Origin of the sequence: Arthrobacter sp. M4 (assembly GCF_020251205.1) — a bacterium.
In the GTDB taxonomy this organism is placed as follows: domain Bacteria; phylum Actinomycetota; class Actinomycetes; order Actinomycetales; family Micrococcaceae; genus Arthrobacter.
The window spans coordinates 275,635-290,322 of the sequence record NZ_JAIWYX010000006.1 but is presented as its reverse complement, the minus strand read 5'-3'; the positions used below and the strand labels follow the sequence as shown (position 1 = coordinate 290,322).

The 14,688-nt window shown below is 65.3% G+C and carries 13 protein-coding genes and 1 riboswitch; of the genes, 4 read left to right on the top strand and 9 right to left on the bottom strand.

Features of this window, described 5'->3' with window-relative positions:
• Nucleotides 1-55: 55 nt before the first annotated feature.
• The 7 genes from dnaG to LD110_RS12860 form a co-directional block, all read right to left on the bottom strand.
• A complete protein-coding gene (dnaG, locus tag LD110_RS12890) occupies nucleotides 56-1,960 on the bottom strand; it encodes a DNA primase (RefSeq protein WP_225499221.1) in 1,905 nt (634 codons plus the stop codon).
• Nucleotides 1,961-1,980: 20 nt separating this feature from the next.
• Complete coding sequence (locus LD110_RS12885) at nucleotides 1,981-3,282, bottom strand: deoxyguanosinetriphosphate triphosphohydrolase (protein ID WP_225499220.1); 1,302 nt, start codon at nucleotides 3,280-3,282, stop codon at nucleotides 1,981-1,983.
• Nucleotides 3,283-3,367: 85 nt separating this feature from the next.
• Complete coding sequence (gene dusB, locus LD110_RS12880; protein WP_225499219.1) at nucleotides 3,368-4,546, bottom strand: tRNA dihydrouridine synthase DusB; 1,179 nt, start codon at nucleotides 4,544-4,546, stop codon at nucleotides 3,368-3,370.
• Between the two features lie 69 nt (nucleotides 4,547-4,615).
• Nucleotides 4,616-6,046, bottom strand: a complete 1,431-nt coding sequence (locus LD110_RS12875; protein ID WP_225499218.1) for a YibE/F family protein — start codon at nucleotides 6,044-6,046, stop codon at nucleotides 4,616-4,618.
• A 2-nt stretch (nucleotides 6,047-6,048) separates the two neighbouring features.
• Nucleotides 6,049-7,011 carry a GNAT family N-acetyltransferase gene (locus LD110_RS12870; RefSeq protein ID WP_225499217.1) on the bottom strand — a complete coding sequence of 321 codons (963 nt, stop codon included), beginning with the start codon at nucleotides 7,009-7,011 and terminating at the stop codon, nucleotides 6,049-6,051.
• 2 nt (nucleotides 7,012-7,013) lie between these two features.
• Nucleotides 7,014-8,399, bottom strand: a complete 1,386-nt coding sequence (locus LD110_RS12865; protein WP_225499216.1) for a glycine--tRNA ligase — start codon at nucleotides 8,397-8,399, stop codon at nucleotides 7,014-7,016.
• Nucleotides 8,400-8,565: 166 nt separating this feature from the next.
• Nucleotides 8,566-9,603, bottom strand: a complete 1,038-nt coding sequence (locus LD110_RS12860) for a DMT family transporter (RefSeq protein WP_225499215.1) — start codon at nucleotides 9,601-9,603, stop codon at nucleotides 8,566-8,568.
• A gap of 32 nt (nucleotides 9,604-9,635) precedes the next feature.
• Here LD110_RS12860 and LD110_RS12855 point away from each other — a divergent pair, with 32 nt between their 5' ends.
• Nucleotides 9,636-9,860, top strand: a complete 225-nt coding sequence (locus tag LD110_RS12855) for an RNA-binding S4 domain-containing protein (protein WP_225499214.1) — start codon at nucleotides 9,636-9,638, stop codon at nucleotides 9,858-9,860.
• 8 nt (nucleotides 9,861-9,868) lie between these two features.
• Here the strand turns inward: LD110_RS12855 and LD110_RS12850 are convergent, their stop codons facing one another.
• On the bottom strand, nucleotides 9,869-10,519 hold the full coding sequence (locus LD110_RS12850; protein ID WP_225499213.1) for an alpha/beta hydrolase: 651 nt from the start codon (nucleotides 10,517-10,519) through the stop codon (nucleotides 9,869-9,871).
• A 99-nt stretch (nucleotides 10,520-10,618) separates the two neighbouring features.
• On the opposite strand from LD110_RS12850, the gene LD110_RS12845 reads away from it, so the two are divergent.
• From LD110_RS12845 to LD110_RS12835, 3 genes are read left to right on the top strand one after another with little or no spacing between them, the layout of a single operon-like run.
• Complete coding sequence (locus tag LD110_RS12845; RefSeq protein ID WP_225499212.1) at nucleotides 10,619-11,464, top strand: SGNH/GDSL hydrolase family protein; 846 nt, start codon at nucleotides 10,619-10,621, stop codon at nucleotides 11,462-11,464.
• Nucleotides 11,465-11,471: 7 nt separating this feature from the next.
• The gene (locus tag LD110_RS12840; RefSeq protein WP_225499211.1) at nucleotides 11,472-12,617 is read left to right on the top strand and encodes a winged helix DNA-binding domain-containing protein; all 1,146 of its coding nucleotides are present in this window, start codon (nucleotides 11,472-11,474) and stop codon (nucleotides 12,615-12,617) included.
• Between the two features lie 57 nt (nucleotides 12,618-12,674).
• Complete coding sequence (locus tag LD110_RS12835) at nucleotides 12,675-13,199, top strand: hypothetical protein (RefSeq protein WP_225499276.1); 525 nt, start codon at nucleotides 12,675-12,677, stop codon at nucleotides 13,197-13,199.
• A 1-nt stretch (nucleotide 13,200) separates the two neighbouring features.
• Here LD110_RS12835 and LD110_RS12830 read toward each other — a convergent pair whose 3' ends face one another.
• On the bottom strand, nucleotides 13,201-14,364 hold the full coding sequence (locus LD110_RS12830) for a homoserine O-acetyltransferase (protein ID WP_374200340.1): 1,164 nt from the start codon (nucleotides 14,362-14,364) through the stop codon (nucleotides 13,201-13,203).
• A gap of 19 nt (nucleotides 14,365-14,383) precedes the next feature.
• A riboswitch (SAM riboswitch) is annotated at nucleotides 14,384-14,498 on the bottom strand.
• Between the last annotated feature and the right edge of the window lie 190 nt (nucleotides 14,499-14,688).

The following is a 14,688-nucleotide window of genomic DNA, read 5'->3' as shown; positions in this document are numbered from 1 at the left end:
TGCAGCGCGTTCTAGCCTAACAAAGCCGCGCCACGAAGTGAAATCGAGCCCGAAGCTACTCCTGGCGGAGGGCCCGGCGCTCCATCTCGAGCATCATGAGCTCACGATTGAGCCGCTGGAATTCCTCGGGGTGTGCAGCAGCATCCAGTCGTTGCAGTTGCCCCATCTTGTCGGCCTTGACCCGGGTGATCTGCAGCTCAAAAAGCCGTGCCATGATGTCGCGGCAGTACCGCTGCATCGCCTCCGGTGTATTCGCGGGAAGTGGCACGACGGCGAGTTCGGACACCAGCGGCCGGAGCGGTTCGGGAACCTTCCGGCCGACGGCTTCCACCCAAGCGACAGGATCCGCGGCAGCAGCAAGCCCAGCGGCCCGAATGGCGTCATGCACTGCGGCATACGCAGGCGTGGCAAAACGCGACGCCTCGAAGCGCTCCCAGGAGCCGCCAGCAAGGACAGCCGGCTCCTGGAGCACCACCTCAAGGGCCTGCCGTTCCATGCCGGCAAGCGGGTCCCTCGGGTCCGGACGGCTGAACGCGGGGACCTCCGGCAGGGCACCGGAAGGGGAAGTATCCGGCCCACCCTGCCCGGCATGGTCCGGGCGGCCGGGGGCACCCTGTCTGGGCTGCGCTGCCGCCCGTTTGGCCGCCGCACCTACAGCCCGGCTGACCTCTTCGATGGGCATGCCCAGCCACCCAGCCAATTCCCGCGTGTAGGCAGGCCGGATTCCGGAGTCACGGATCTGCGCGACCACCGGGGCAGCCTCCCGGAGGGCTGTGACTCGTCCCTCGACCGTGTCCAAATTGTGGCGCTTCAGCGAGGCCCTGATGGCAAATTCAAACAGTGGCCGACGACTGGAAATCAGCTCACGCACAGCATCGTCTCCGCGCTGCTGGCGAAGGTCGCAGGGATCGGCGCCGGTAGGCTCCACCGCCACAAAGGTTTGCGCGACGAACCTCTGGTCCTCATCGAACGCCCGCAGGGCGGCTTTCTGGCCCGCCGCATCGCCGTCGAACGTGAAGATCACCTCTCCTCCGCTGCCGTCGTCTGACAGCAGCCTGCGGACAATCTTGATGTGCTCTGTTCCGAACGCGGTACCGCAGGTGGCGACGGCGGTGGGAATCCCGGCCAGGTGGCAGGCCATCACGTCCGTGTAGCCTTCCACAACCACCAGCTGCCGGTCGCGTGCGATGTTGCGCTTGGCCAGGTCGATGCCGTAGAGCACCTGGGACTTCTTGTAGAGGGTGGTCTCCGGAGTGTTGAGGTATTTTGGCCCCTGGTCGTCCTCGAAGAGCTTCCGGGCGCCGAAGCCGATAGTGTCCCCGGCTATATCCCGGATCGGCCAGATGAGGCGTCCGCGGAAGCGGTCATATAGGCCCCGGTTCCCCTCAGAAAACATCCCGGTCAGCCTCAGCTCCGCGTCGTGGAAACCCCGGCCACGCATGTGGTTCAAGAGGGCGTCCCAGCCCTGCGGCGCATAGCCAACGGAGAACTGCTCCGCCGCGGAGCGGTCGAAACCGCGGCCCTGCAGGAAGGCCCTGGCCCTCTGTGCACCCGGAGTCATGAGCTGCCCGCGGAAGAACTCATCCGCTATCTTGTGGGCGTCAAGGAGCCGCTGCCTCCGTCCGACTTCTTCGCGGCTTGGTCCGGTGCCGCCATCCTCGTAACGGAGTTCGTAGCCAATGCGGGCGGCGAGCTTTTCGACGGCTTCGTGGAACGTGGTGTGGTCCATTTTCTGGACGAAGGAGATCACGTCCCCGTCTTCCCCACAGCCGAAGCAGTGGTATCTGCCTACCTGGGGGCGAACAGTGAAAGAGGGTGAACGCTCATCATGGAAGGGACACAGGCCTTTGAACGTTCCCAGACCGGCACCCTTGAGCGTGACGTAGCCGTCCACGACTTCCTTGATGTCTGTGCGCTGGCGTACCTCGTCGATGTCCTCACGTTTGATCAAGCCAGCCACCCAACCATCCTAGTGGAGGCTCACCAAAGCGATGGCAGGCTCCCCACCAAGCGCTCGTACATCGCCAGGGCGGAGGCATCGGTGAGCGACGCCACCTGGTCGATGACCACGCGAAGGCGGGCGCCGTCGTCGTTCGCTTCCCGCCAGTCCGCAGCGAACATGGGCTCCAGGTGCCGGTCACCGGTGGCGTTTAGCACGCCCACCAGGGCGTGCAGCACCTCGCGCTGCCGCTCATACACGGGCTGCCGATGGTCGGTGCTGATGACGAAGGTAGTGGCGAGGCCTTTCATCACGGCGATTTCCATCACCGTCTGCTCCGGTACGATCAATTCCGCGTTGTAACGGGTAAGGCAGTCCGGACCGTAGACGGCGCGGGTGGTCTCCAGCGCGCTCTGGCAGAACCGCCCGATGAGCTGGCTGGTCATATCCTTGAGCGCGGCCATGGACTTCCGGCTGCCATCGGCTTCCCGCACCCATACGCTGGTGGCTTCGAGACGTGCCAAGGCCTCATCGATCTCCGCGGGGTCGTTGTGCGGGAGGTACCACTGCTTGGCGTAGCCGACCACGCGGGCGCGATGGTCCGGGTTGTCCATCCAGCGCAGTTGGAAGTGGCCCGCAACGATTGCGTCCTCGACGTCGTGGACTGAATACGAGATGTCGTCCGCGAGATCCATCACTTGGGCCTCAATGCAGGAACGGTTGGGTGGCGCGCCGTGGCGGAGCCACTGGAAAATGGGCAGGTCGTCTTCGTACGCGCCGAACTTACTGGTCCGTTGGCCGTGGATCACGGGGGCTTCTTCCGCCGACCACGGATACTTGGAGGCTGCGTCAAGGCTGGCCCTGGTGAGGTTCAAGCCAGCGGGCTGCCCATCCGTTGTCAGTACTTTGGGCTCGAGCCGCGTGAGCAGGCGAAGGGTCTGGGCATTGCCTTCGAAGCCGCCGATGGCATGGGCAACCTCGTTGAGCGCCGACTCACCGTTGTGCCCAAAAGGCGGATGGCCCAGGTCATGGCTCAGGCAGGCGGTGTCCACAACGTCCGGATCGCATCCCAGGGCCCGGCCAAGTTCCCGCCCCACCTGGGCCACTTCCAGGCTGTGCGTAAGGCGCGTCCGGACGAAATCGTCGGTGTCAGGGGCAACCACCTGCGTTTTGGCCCCTAGGCGCCGCAGGGCAGAGGAATGGAGTACGCGGGCACGGTCCCGCTCAAAGTCCGAGCGATAGGTGCTCTTAGGCGGTTCCCCGACCCAACGTTCGGAGTCTGTTGCCGAATAGCCGGGGATGGCTGCCGGGCGCGATGGCGCAGCCAGTGAATCAGTACCCATATGATCTGCCTCCTCCGGAGTCTCTACTCCCGCTGATGCAGTCCAGTTTTCCACGGATCACCGACAGCCTTGCGCCAGGGGCTCCTTATCCCCCGGAAACGTCCAATTCTGCCGCCGCGATGTCCCGCGACTGCGCCTCGTCCATGTGACGGTTGAGCAGCCAATCCTTGGGCAAAGCAGGTGCCTTGGGCGTCCCTGCCCTGCCGCGTGGCCCTTCCGAATCCACACCGGGATACGGCAGGTCCAGGTCCAGCTGGTCGAGAAGTTCGCGCAGGACCTCCAACGTGGGCACAGTGGCCAGTTTGGCGCGTAGCTCTCCGCCCACAACATAGCCCTTGAAGTACCAGGCCATGTGCTTGCGGATCTCGCGGAGCGCTTTGCCCTCGTCGCCAAAGGTCTCAATCATCAGCTGGGCGTGCCGGTAGACGCCGTCGGCGACCTGCCGCAGCCCCGGCCGGTGCCGGTGCTCACTGCCCTCGAAGGCGGCCTGCAAGTCACCGAACAACCACGGACGCCCCTGGCAGCCGCGTCCGACGACGACGCCATCGACGCCGGTTTCCCGCACCATCCGTACTGCGTCCTCTGCGGACCAGATGTCTCCGTTGCCGAGCACAGGGATGTCCGGAAGGGCTTCCCGAAGCCGCGCGATCGAGGACCAGTCGGCCTGGCCGGAGTAGAACTGCGCGGCCGTCCGCCCGTGAAGGGCGACGGCGGCCACGCCGGAGTCCCTGGCGATGCGGCCGGCGTCGAGGTACGTGAGGTGGTCCTCGTCGATGCCTTTGCGCATTTTGATGGTCAGTGGGATGTCACCTTTGGAGGCTTCGCGCACGGCGGTTTGCACGATTGACGTGAAGAGGTCAATCTTCCAGGGCAGCGCAGAGCCGCCGCCGCGCCGGGTCACTTTGGGCACCGGGCAACCGAAGTTCAGGTCGATGTGGTCTGCGCGGTCCTCTTCCACCAGCATCTTGACCGCCTTGCCGACGGTGACGGGATCCACGCCGTAGAGCTGCACGGAGCGGACTTTTTCGTCATCGTCATGCGAGATGATGCGCAGTGATTCGGGGGTGCGCTCCACGAGGGCGCGCGAGGTCACCATCTCCGCGACGTACAGCCCTCCCCCGTATTCGCGGCACAGCCGGCGGAACGCCGTATTGGTGATGCCGGCCATCGGAGCGAGGATGACTGGGGTGTCCACGGTGATCCGGCCCAGCTTCAACGGGGGAAGCTCGAGCTTCGGGGCGGGAGGGGTTGCTACAACAGTCACCCATCTATTCTCTCAAAGCGGGGCAAATCGGCATTCGGGGCACGCATGCCGCCGTCCGCCGTCGGGCAGTTAGTCCCCGGCGGCCCGCCTCTCGGCAGCCCTTTCGGCCTCCCGCCGCTGCCGGCGGGTTTCGACGACGGCGGCCAGCTCGGCGGTGTCGAGGTGGTCGACGACGGCGGGCAGCACCTCCGCCGATTCCGGCAGCTCGGCCGCTTGGCGCCGGCCGGTGGACTTGACCACCAGGACGGCGATCAGCGTGGTGACGGGAATCGCGAGGACGAGTCCGATAGAGCCCACCAGCGTCCTGATCACTTCCTCAGACAGCTCAGCGCTGGTGAGGGCGTCGAGCAACGGCCGGTCGTACAGCATCACGATAATCAGGATGGGCAGGGCCGCGCCTGCGTAGGCAAAGGCGATTGTATAGACCGTGGATGCGATGTGGTCCCGGCCAATCCGCATGGCAGCGGAGAACAACGTCCGGGCACTGGACTCCGGCGCCAGTTCGTAGAGTTCCCACACGGCCGACGACTGCGTGATGGTGACGTCATTGAGCACGCCAAGGCCGGAGATGATGAGCCCGCAGAGGATGATCCCGGAGATTGAGATCTTGTCACTCATGTTCACAAGCGTGGCGGCGTCGTGGCTGCCCACCCCGGCGAGGTTCGCGGCGTCGGTAGCCCAGGCGGCCAGCAGCGCCGTGATGCCCAGCCCGAAAATTGTCCCCAGGAGCGCCGTGGAGGTGCGGGCTGAGAAACCGTGCGCGAAATACAGGACGCCGATCATGATGGCCACTGAACCTGTGAGCGCCACCAGCAGGGGCGGTTTGCCTTCCACAAGCCCCGGAAGCATAAAGGAGACCAGCACTGCGTATGCCCCTATGAGGCCAAGGAGCGCACGGAAGCCACGCCAGCGGGCAACGGCGATGACCACCACCGCGTAGACGACGGCGAGCAGCATGATGGGCACCGTACGGACAAAGTCAAGGAAGATATACGAGGGGCCGCCCTGCGCGTGCTGGCCGGCGTCCTGACCGTTGCCCTGCTGGCTCCCTTGCTGGCCTGTGGCTGCCTGGACTCCGGTCAGGTTGATGTACCGGATGTTGTCGCCCGGCTTGACTCCATGCGACTTGGCCACGTCCGGATTGATCACTACTTTGACGGGATTCCCGCCCTTGTCCGGCTCGGTCAAGGCGAAAGTGCAAAGGGAGCCCTGCTGCTGCCCGCTCGCCTGCCCTTGCTGCGCTGTTGGCGTGCAGCTCTCCTCCGAGACAGACTGGATCCGGCCGGTATCGAAGGTAACACCCGGCGCGGCGGCATAGGGGCTGGCGAAGGAGATGCCTTCCTTGCTGCCGGAAGGCCACAACGCCACCATGGAGCCCACGGTCAGCAGCGCCAGGGGAATCAGGATCGCGGCGAGGAGCCAGTTGGCCCGTTTCCTTAAGGCACGTGTTGCCGGCGACGTTTCGCCGTTGTCATGGGTGTGAGAATGTCCGTGTCCCACGGCTAATCGCTGACAACCAGAGTCTCGGAACCGCGGAGCCGCGCCTTGCCTGATTCCAGCAGCGGTTCGACGACGGCCGTTACGGCTTCCATGGCGTCGTCCAGTTCCAGGAGCACCGGGTACCGATGCGCGATCAGCGCCAGGAGATCCCGAACTGCGGCCCGGGCGTCGTCCCTGTCCAGCCGAGGTTCGTGGCCGAGGAAGACGTCCGAAGGCTGGTCCTCCCGGCCCACCGCGTAGCTGACTGCGAAGGCCTGGATGGCGCCCTTCCGGGTGGCCGGAACCGTGGCACCGAAGGCACTGGCCTTGGGAGCACGTAGAACGATGGCGCCGTGGGCCCCGGTCCTGTCGTCCAGGAAGAGCCTTTGCACCGTGCCGATACTGATCTCGCCAGGGGTGTCCCAGTGGTGGACGGAGGTGTAGTAGCGGCCAACAACATCGCTGAGCTCCACGGACCCGGTAGCAAGGTCCTCAATCCGCTCAGAGGCGGCTTCGTCCGAGCCATCGCCAAAGACCGGCAGCTTCAGCGGTTCGGGATCCACTACCACCAAGCGGGAACGCTGGATGGGCGACATCCCGGCCCACTCCGCAAAGGCCGCGCCGGCGGTGCCCGGCTGGATCTTGGAACGAAGCTTGGTGGTTCCGGACGGCGCACGCTCAGCCTCGCGGCGAAGCATAGTCAGCAAGGTTGCACCAATCCCTGTCCGCCGGTGGTCGCGCGCCACCTCGACGTACGCCCACAGCCGCTCCGGGTGGAGGGAGGCCTCGTGGACGACGCCGGCAGCCACCGGGATCGCTACACCGTCAACGACGTCCTCCGCCACGATGCACCGCCGCCACGGCGATTCGGACGACGGTGCCAGGGCGGCCCGGAACTGCTCCGCTGGGAGGGTTTCCGGGTCACCCCAAATTTCCAGGAGGGCGAGATCGTCGCCATCGCGCCATTCGCGGTATGCGATGGCCACGGTTAGGCGCCGATCAGCCGTGCGGCCAAGTAGCTTTCCACCTTGTCCAGGGAAACGCGGTCCTGGGCCATGGTGTCGCGTTCACGGATGGTCACTGCCTGGTCTTCCAGCGTGTCGAAGTCGACGGTGATGCAGAACGGCGTGCCGATCTCGTCCTGGCGACGGTAGCGGCGGCCGATGGCGCCGGCGTCGTCGAAGTCGATGTTCCAGGTGCGGCGCAGCTGGGCGCCCAGGTCCCGGGCCTTCGGCGAGAGGTCCTCGTTACGGCTGAGCGGAAGCACCGCCGCCTTGATGGGCGCCAGGCGCGGGTCAAGCTTCAGCACGGTGCGGACGTCCACGCCGCCCTTGGCGTTGGGAGCCTCGTCTTCGGTGTAAGCGTCGATGAGGAAGGCCATGAAGGAACGCGTCAGGCCCGCAGCGGGTTCAATCACGTATGGGGTGTAGCGCTCGTTGGTGGCCTGGTTGAAGTAGCTCAGGTCATGGCCAGAGTGCTTGGAGTGCGTAGACAGGTCAAAGTCGGTGCGGTTGGCGATACCCTCCAGCTCGCCCCATTCGGAGCCCTGGAATCCGAAACGGTATTCGATGTCCGTGGTGCCCTTGGAGTAGTGGCTGAGCTTGTCCAGCGGGTGCTCGTAGAAGCGGAGGTTCTCCGGCTTGATGCCCAGGCCGGTGTACCAGGCCATGCGCTCGTTCATCCAGTACTGGTGCCACTCTTCGTCCGTGCCGGGCTCGACGAAGAACTCCATTTCCATTTGCTCGAATTCACGGGTGCGGAAGATGAAGTTGCCCGGCGTGATCTCGTTGCGGAAGGACTTGCCGATCTGGCCGATGCCGAACGGCGGCTTCTTCCGGGATGTGGTGAGGACATTGTTGAAGTTCACGAAGATGCCCTGGGCAGTTTCAGGGCGCAGGTAGTGCAGGCCCTCGTCGCTGGCTACGGGGCCGAGGTAGGTCCGGAGCAGGCCGGAGAATTCCTGGGGTTCCGTCCATTCGCCACGCGTGCCGCAATTGGAGCAGGCGATGTCCTTGAGGCCGTTCTCCGCGGGGCGGCCCTTCTTCTCCTCGTACTCTTCCTCGAGGTGGTCGGCGCGGAAGCGCTTGTGGCAGGAGAGGCATTCCACCAATGGGTCGGAGAAAACCTCGACGTGGCCGGAAGCCTCCCAGACCTGGCGGGGCAGGATGACGGACGAGTCCAGGCCCACCACGTCGTCCCGGCCACGGACAACGCTCTGCCACCACTGGCGCTTGATGTTTTCCTTCAGTTCGGCACCAAGGGGTCCGTAGTCCCATGCAGAGCGGGAGCCACCATAGATTTCACCGGCCTGGAACACAAAGCCGCGCCGCTTGGCGAGGGAAATGATCTGGTCGAGGACGGATTTTGCTGCCATGGGTACTCCAATGTTGTCTACAGGGCCGCTGGGTGCGGTCCGCGGTTCCGGGCCCGCCCGAACTATACGCCTCCGCACAAGTCGGGCATGCTGTCCGGGGAGGGCTGACGGGAGGGTGCGTGGGAAGGGTTGGGGTTTAGGTCTGAGGAAAGTTGCGTGTCCTAGCCTACAAGCCTTTTGGCCGTCTCTTCCGCCCCAAGGCCCCCTTGGGCCATGGAAGAGTGGCCACAACGATTGATGCCAGCGTAAGTATGGTTCCGAGGACTGTCTCCGGCGCCACAACCGCACCTGGTGCCGGAACCGCGATGTCGAGGGCCAGTGATCCAAGAAGCTGTCCGGCGATCATTCCGAGGCCAGTCACCAGGACGCCCAGGCTGCGAACAAGCAGGGCGGCAAGGCCTATAAAAACGCACCCCATGGGGCCGCCCAGGTAGTACCACCACTCCCCCGGGAGCTCTCGCCCGGCACCCGCCACGGCCACTTTGATCAGCCAGGCAACCCACAACACCAATGATCCGGCAACAAAATTCACCAGCGTGGCGGCCATCGGCGTACCGTAGGCAACTGCAGCGGTGCCGTTCATGGCCTGCTGGAAGCTCATGAGGAAACCACTGATGACCGGCAGGATGACGAGCGCCAGGAGCGCGCGGACGTCGCTCGCTGCGCCGACGTCGCTCGCTGCCCCTGCGGCCCCCGCGGATCCCCCCGCGAACCGCGGCGACACCGCCCACGCGACGGCCGCGATCGTCAGGACGCTGCCCAAGAGCCGGAGGCGGGTGATGGACCGCCTGCCGCCGGGACCGAATCCCGTCCTGTCCACCAACAGGCCGCTAACCGTCTGACCCGTCACGGTCGCGACGGTAAACAGCGCCACACCCAAAATGCCCACGGTAAACGACTGCGAAAACACAAAGAAGGCGCCGATGGCTCCAGCCAAGGCATAGAAAGGCGGAAAACTGCGGTTCTTCAGGGCCGGCAGAATGCGGGCCAGCCCCTGCCGGCCTTTCGGCAGTGCAAACCCTATAACAATCATCAAGAGCAGTCCTGTGGTGAAGCTCACCACAGCGGCCGCTATGCCGTCGTCGAGCCTGACTCCAAGGGCGCCGTTAATACGGCCCTGAACCGGGATGGCGAGGCCGGCGACGACTGCCACCAGCAGTCCGGCGGCAGGCGGGAGTCCGGTTCGCGGGGATGATGGGGCCATTCCATCCACCCTATGTCAGGCATGATGGCAGTATGAGCAACCCGGAAATCGAAGAGATCCCCATCCGTGATGAGATGATCCGCCTTGGCCAGCTGCTGAAGCTCGCCAACCTGGTGGAAGACGGCGTCGAGGCCGCTGACCTCATCAGGAACGGCCTGGTGAAGGTCAACGGGGATATCGAAGAGCGCCGGGGCCGGCAGCTCCACGCCGGAGACACCGTGACCGTGAACGGACGGACCGTCCGGGTGTCGGCTTAGGGGCCCGGCTAGGCCTTGAGCACCTCGTGGGCCAGGAACTCGCGGACGTGACCCACTTCCTGCTCGTTGATGCCGTGCCACATGCCCGTGTACAGCACTTTGGTGAGCTTCACGTGCTTGCGGACCCAGCCCATGGTGAACTCGATCTTGTCCGGTGTGATCACGGGGTCCTGTTGGTCGCGGCCCCAGAACATGGGCACGGTTCCGTCCATCTCCGCGTCCCGGAACGTGGGGTCCGCACCGGCGTCGACGGCAAACCCTGAAAGTCCGACGACGGCCGCATAGTCCGCCGGTCGGCGCCGCAGCAGCGTGGTGGCCATCGCCATGCCCATCGAGAATCCAAGAAGCGACACAGAGGGATGCCCGTCCCGAACGGAGTCGAGCCAGGCGTCAACGTAGTCGGCGGCGTGCTTTACGGCGTCCAGGGAGTAATCGATGGACTGCGTCAGCGGGAACCACGTGAACCCAGGGCCCATTGGCATGGGCGCGCGCACGGAAGCCACGGCGAATTCCTCGGGGAGCATCCCTGCCAGGCTGAACAAGTCCCGTTCGTTGGCTCCGTAGCCATGGAGGAGGACCAACAGTGGCCTGCCGGCACGCTCCTGCTCGTCGTGGGACCAGAGGACAACGGGGGCGGGGAATTCCGGGGCGTCAGTCATGGGTCTATTCTTACAGTTACCCACAAGTAACACGCTTCGCCCGAGGGGCTTCCGAACCGGGAGCACCGCGGGGCTTTCGACGCGGAAGGCAGGAAAACAGTGAGCGACATCATTGCCCACTCAGTGACGGTCAGCGGTGCAACCACCCACCCGTGGAGCCGCTACGTAGCGATCGGTGACTCCTTCACCGAGGGCATTGGAGATCCGGAACCCAGCAGCCCGGGCGGCCATCGTGGCTGGGCAGACCGGGTTGCCGAGGAACTGAGCCGCGGTCACGACGATTTCGCCTACGCGAACCTGGCCATCCGTGGCAGGCTGCTGCAGCAGATCATCGACCAGCAGCTGGAGCCATGCCTCGCCCTCAAGCCGGATCTCGTCTCTATTTCCGCCGGCGGCAACGACCTCATCCGTCCGGGCGGCGACCCGGACGCCCTGGCGGAAAAATTGGACGACGCTGTGGGACGCCTGGGCGCCGGCGGTGCCACAGTGATTCTTTTCAACGGGCCGGATACCGTGTCCACGGTACTGGCGAGGATCCGCGGCAAGGTGGCGATTTACAACGAGAACCTGCGCACGGTAGCTGCACGGCACGACGCGATCGTTGCGGACATGTGGTCCCTGCGACAACTGGCCGATCCCAGGATGTGGGACGAGGACCGCCTGCACTTCTCTCCGCTGGGGCACCACACAATAGCCATGATGGTGCTGGAGGCGCTGAATGTGCCGCACACCCTGGAACCGCTGGCACCAAAGCCCCTCCCTCCGCGGACATGGCGGGAGGCGCGTACCGAGGACCTGGTCTGGGCCCGCGAGTACTTTGTACCGTGGGTCATCCGACGCCTGAGGCACCAATCCTCGGGGGACGGAATCAGCCCCAAGCGGCCAACGCCGGGACCAGTTTTCGGCACTGGACGCGAGTCCGGCGTCGTCATTCCGCAAAGCTAGCTAACGCATGGACGCCGCCGCGCTGGTCAGCCTCAGGCTCCGCAGTCAGCGGCTGCGCGGGCGCCGTGCAGCCACGCCCCAGGCGGCGCTCAGGGACCTCCTGGCGGTCCAGTCGCAGGAGTTCGCCTACGCGCGCTGGACCCTCGGGCAGCGCAGTACGGCTGCGAGCGCGGGCGGCGTCGAAGCGGCGGTGGCGGACGGAGGCATCCTCCGGACGCATGTCCTTCGTCCCACCTGGCATTTTGTCCATAGGGACGACTTGGGCTGGCTCATGCCGCTCTCCGCTCCCCGCTTGCACCAAATCAACCGCGGAATGTACCGGCAGACGGGGCTCGATGAAGTGGCCGCCCGCCGCGGGGACGAGTTGGTGGGCGAAGCTGTTGCCGGGGGCGCCCACAAAACGCGCGAGGAACTGGCGGACGTCCTTCGCAGCGCTGGCTTCGCCGGCAAGGGGCTCGAACTCGCCTACGTGATTATGCACGCCGAAGTAAACGGTGTGCTGGTCAGCGGCATCCCCGTGCGTTCTCCCGGCGGTGCGTTGAAGCAAACGTATGCCCTCTTCGAGGAGCGTGTGGGACAGCCTTCCGTGGAGCCCGGATTGGCTCTGGCCGAACTGGCGTGGCGATACTTTTCCAGCCGCGGTCCGGCCACGGTGAAGGACTGCGCCACGTGGTCCGGGCTCACCCAGAAGGATGTGAGGCTCGGGCTCGCCCTTGCGGAGGACCGGGACCCCGGGGCGCTGTCAACGGTAAACGTGGACGGCGTCGCCTTCCACTTCACGGAAAAGTACGACGACGGCGGGCGACTAGCGGACGACGACGTGGACTGGGACGGCGGGGCGGGACCGCGAATCGACCTCATCCAGTGCTACGACGAATACATCATGGGCTACTCGGAAACCCGGCACTACCTCGGCGGAATGGCGTCGGTCTTCCCAACGGCGGAACTGCCCATACACGTGGTGCTCTTGGACGGGAAACTGGCCGGATGGTGGCGGCATAACTTCCTCCGGGATGGCTGCGAAGTCGACGTCAGGATGACAGTTCCCGTTGACAACGCCATTGAGCAGGCCATTGACGCCGCGGTCCGGGACTACGGGGAATTCCTGGGGATGCCCGCTGCGCGCATCTCCGGCGCGGGCGGTGCCACCTGACCCAGGCGCCGGACTTAAACTTGAAGAACAGCCGGGAGGTGCTGTGCCGTGAACAACATGTTCTTTTGGATCATCGTGCTCTCATGGGTCATTCCGGTGGGCATCCGCATGTATCACCGCTCCCGCAATCGCCGGATTATCGATGAGAACCGGGATTACGGAGGTTACCGTGGCTACCCTGGCATGGACCGGGACTACGGAGGCTACCGGGGCTACCCTGGCATGGACCGGGGCTACGGCGACCCGCGCCACGAGCCGCCGCTGATCATTCCGCCGCCCGGCCCGTACCCTCCCCATTCCTATCCGCCCGGCCCGTACCCTCCCCATTCCTATCCGCCCGGCCCGTACCCGCCCCCTATTGCCCAACAGCCGGTTCCCCAACAGCCTCCTGGCGCCATGCCGCCGTCGGGCGCCATGCCGCCGTCGGGCCCTACTGCTCCACCGGAACCGGCAAGCGATACGGGACCCGCGCCCAAAGGTTACCGGGCACGCAAGTTGGCGGAGCTCGATGATCTGTTCACGCAGGGGAAGATCTCCCTGGAGGACTACATGAAGCGACGCCAGGAGATCATGGACGGCTGATTCAGCCGAAGAAGTCCTGCCGCAACTGCTCGTTGAGCTGGCCGATTTCGGTGAGGAAGCCGTCGTGCCCAATCGGTGCCTCGATGAGGTAGACCGGAACATCGCCCGGCAGCGCGTCAGCGAGTTCACGGGACTGCGCAGGGAAATACAGGCGGTCAGTGCTCACGGCGGCGATGAAGAAGTGTGCCGTGGTGCGGCTGAGCGCGTCCTTGAGCGTGCCCCGCCCCCTGGTGACGTCGTGGCTCATGAGCGCCTCGGTGATGGCGATGTAGCTGTTCGCGTCGAAGCGCCGGACCAGCTTTGTGCCCTGGTGGTCGAGGTAGCTTTCCACCTGGTAGCGGCCGCGGCGGTCCAGGCGCGCGGCTTCCAGCGGCGTTTCCGTCCCCTGCGCGTTCCGGCCAAAGCGGACGTCGAACTCGGTGGCTGAGCGGTAGGTGATATGTGCAATCCGCCGTGCAAGGGCTAGGCCAGCCTCCGGTGCGGGACCGTCGTAGTAGTCTCCGTCCCTGAAGTTGGGGTCCTGCCTGATGGCGAGCGTCTGGGCCTGCGCGAAGGCGATCTGCTCAGCAGTGCTGTAGGCTCCGACGGACACCACGCCACAGCGCTTCACCCGCTCGGGGTAGGTGACTGCCCATTCCAGGGCGCGGGCACCCCCCATGGAGCCGCCGATCACTGCGTACCAACTGTCGATGCCCAGGGCATCGGCCAGCCTGGCTTCCGCGGCAGTGCTGTCTCGCAGGGTCACCAGGGGGAAACGCGATCCCCAGGGGCGACCGTCGGGGCCCGGCGATGCGGGGCCGGTGCTGCCGTAACAGCCGCCAACGATGTTGACGGACACCACGAAGTACTTTCCGGTGTCCACGGGGGCGCCGGGCCCAACCAACTGTTCCCACCAGCCGTCCTCGTCACTACTGCCTCGTGTGACGTGCGTGCTGCCGGTCAGGGCGTGTTGGATGAGAACGGCATTGGAGGCGTCCCCGTTGAGTTTGCCCCAGGTCTCAAACGCCAGCGTTACCTCAGGCAGGAAGCCACCGGCCTCGAGTTCCAGGGCGCCGATGGACAGGTACTGGAGAGTTCCTTCAGGGATACTGCCCGTTCCGTCCGGGACACTGTTCAGGGCTTCCCCGTTGGTGGTTTCCGATGGCGTTTCGGCTGCCGCGGTAATCGACATGTCATAGACCTCTTCATCGCGCTTGCCCGCCGTCAGCAGTACGACAGGCCAGGTCTTCACCCGGGGCACCCCGCCGCGGTGGAGGGTTGCCGGCCAGCAAGCCGGGGCTGTCGCTGGCACTCATGACCTTCCATGAAGTGTACGGAAGGGCTGCAGCCATGGCCCAAGAATGTGACAGCTTTGTGACTGCTATGTGTCCCAGTCTGACGTCGTGGCGGGAACCGCCGCTGAGGGAGTTCCCGTGCTTCAGCTTTGACCGGTAGAATCGGCCCGCCGCCCGCGTTGTGCGGCTTTGGGGCTCGGCGACTGCCGGCAGTG

Coding starts and splice junctions, on each gene's coding strand:
- LD110_RS12885 (WP_225499220.1), bottom strand. CDS start 3,282: ATGGGTACTGATTCACTGGCTGCGCCATCGCGCCCGGCAGCCATCCCC.
- LD110_RS12865 (WP_225499216.1), bottom strand. CDS start 8,399: ATGGCAGCAAAATCCGTCCTCGACCAGATCATTTCCCTCGCCAAGCGG.
- LD110_RS12860 (WP_225499215.1), bottom strand. CDS start 9,603: ATGGCCCCATCATCCCCGCGAACCGGACTCCCGCCTGCCGCCGGACTG.
- LD110_RS12855 (WP_225499214.1), top strand. CDS start 9,636: ATGAGCAACCCGGAAATCGAAGAGATCCCCATCCGTGATGAGATGATC.
- LD110_RS12850 (WP_225499213.1), bottom strand. CDS start 10,519: ATGACTGACGCCCCGGAATTCCCCGCCCCCGTTGTCCTCTGGTCCCAC.
- LD110_RS12840 (WP_225499211.1), top strand. CDS start 11,472: ATGGACGCCGCCGCGCTGGTCAGCCTCAGGCTCCGCAGTCAGCGGCTG.
- LD110_RS12835 (WP_225499276.1), top strand. CDS start 12,675: ATGTTCTTTTGGATCATCGTGCTCTCATGGGTCATTCCGGTGGGCATC.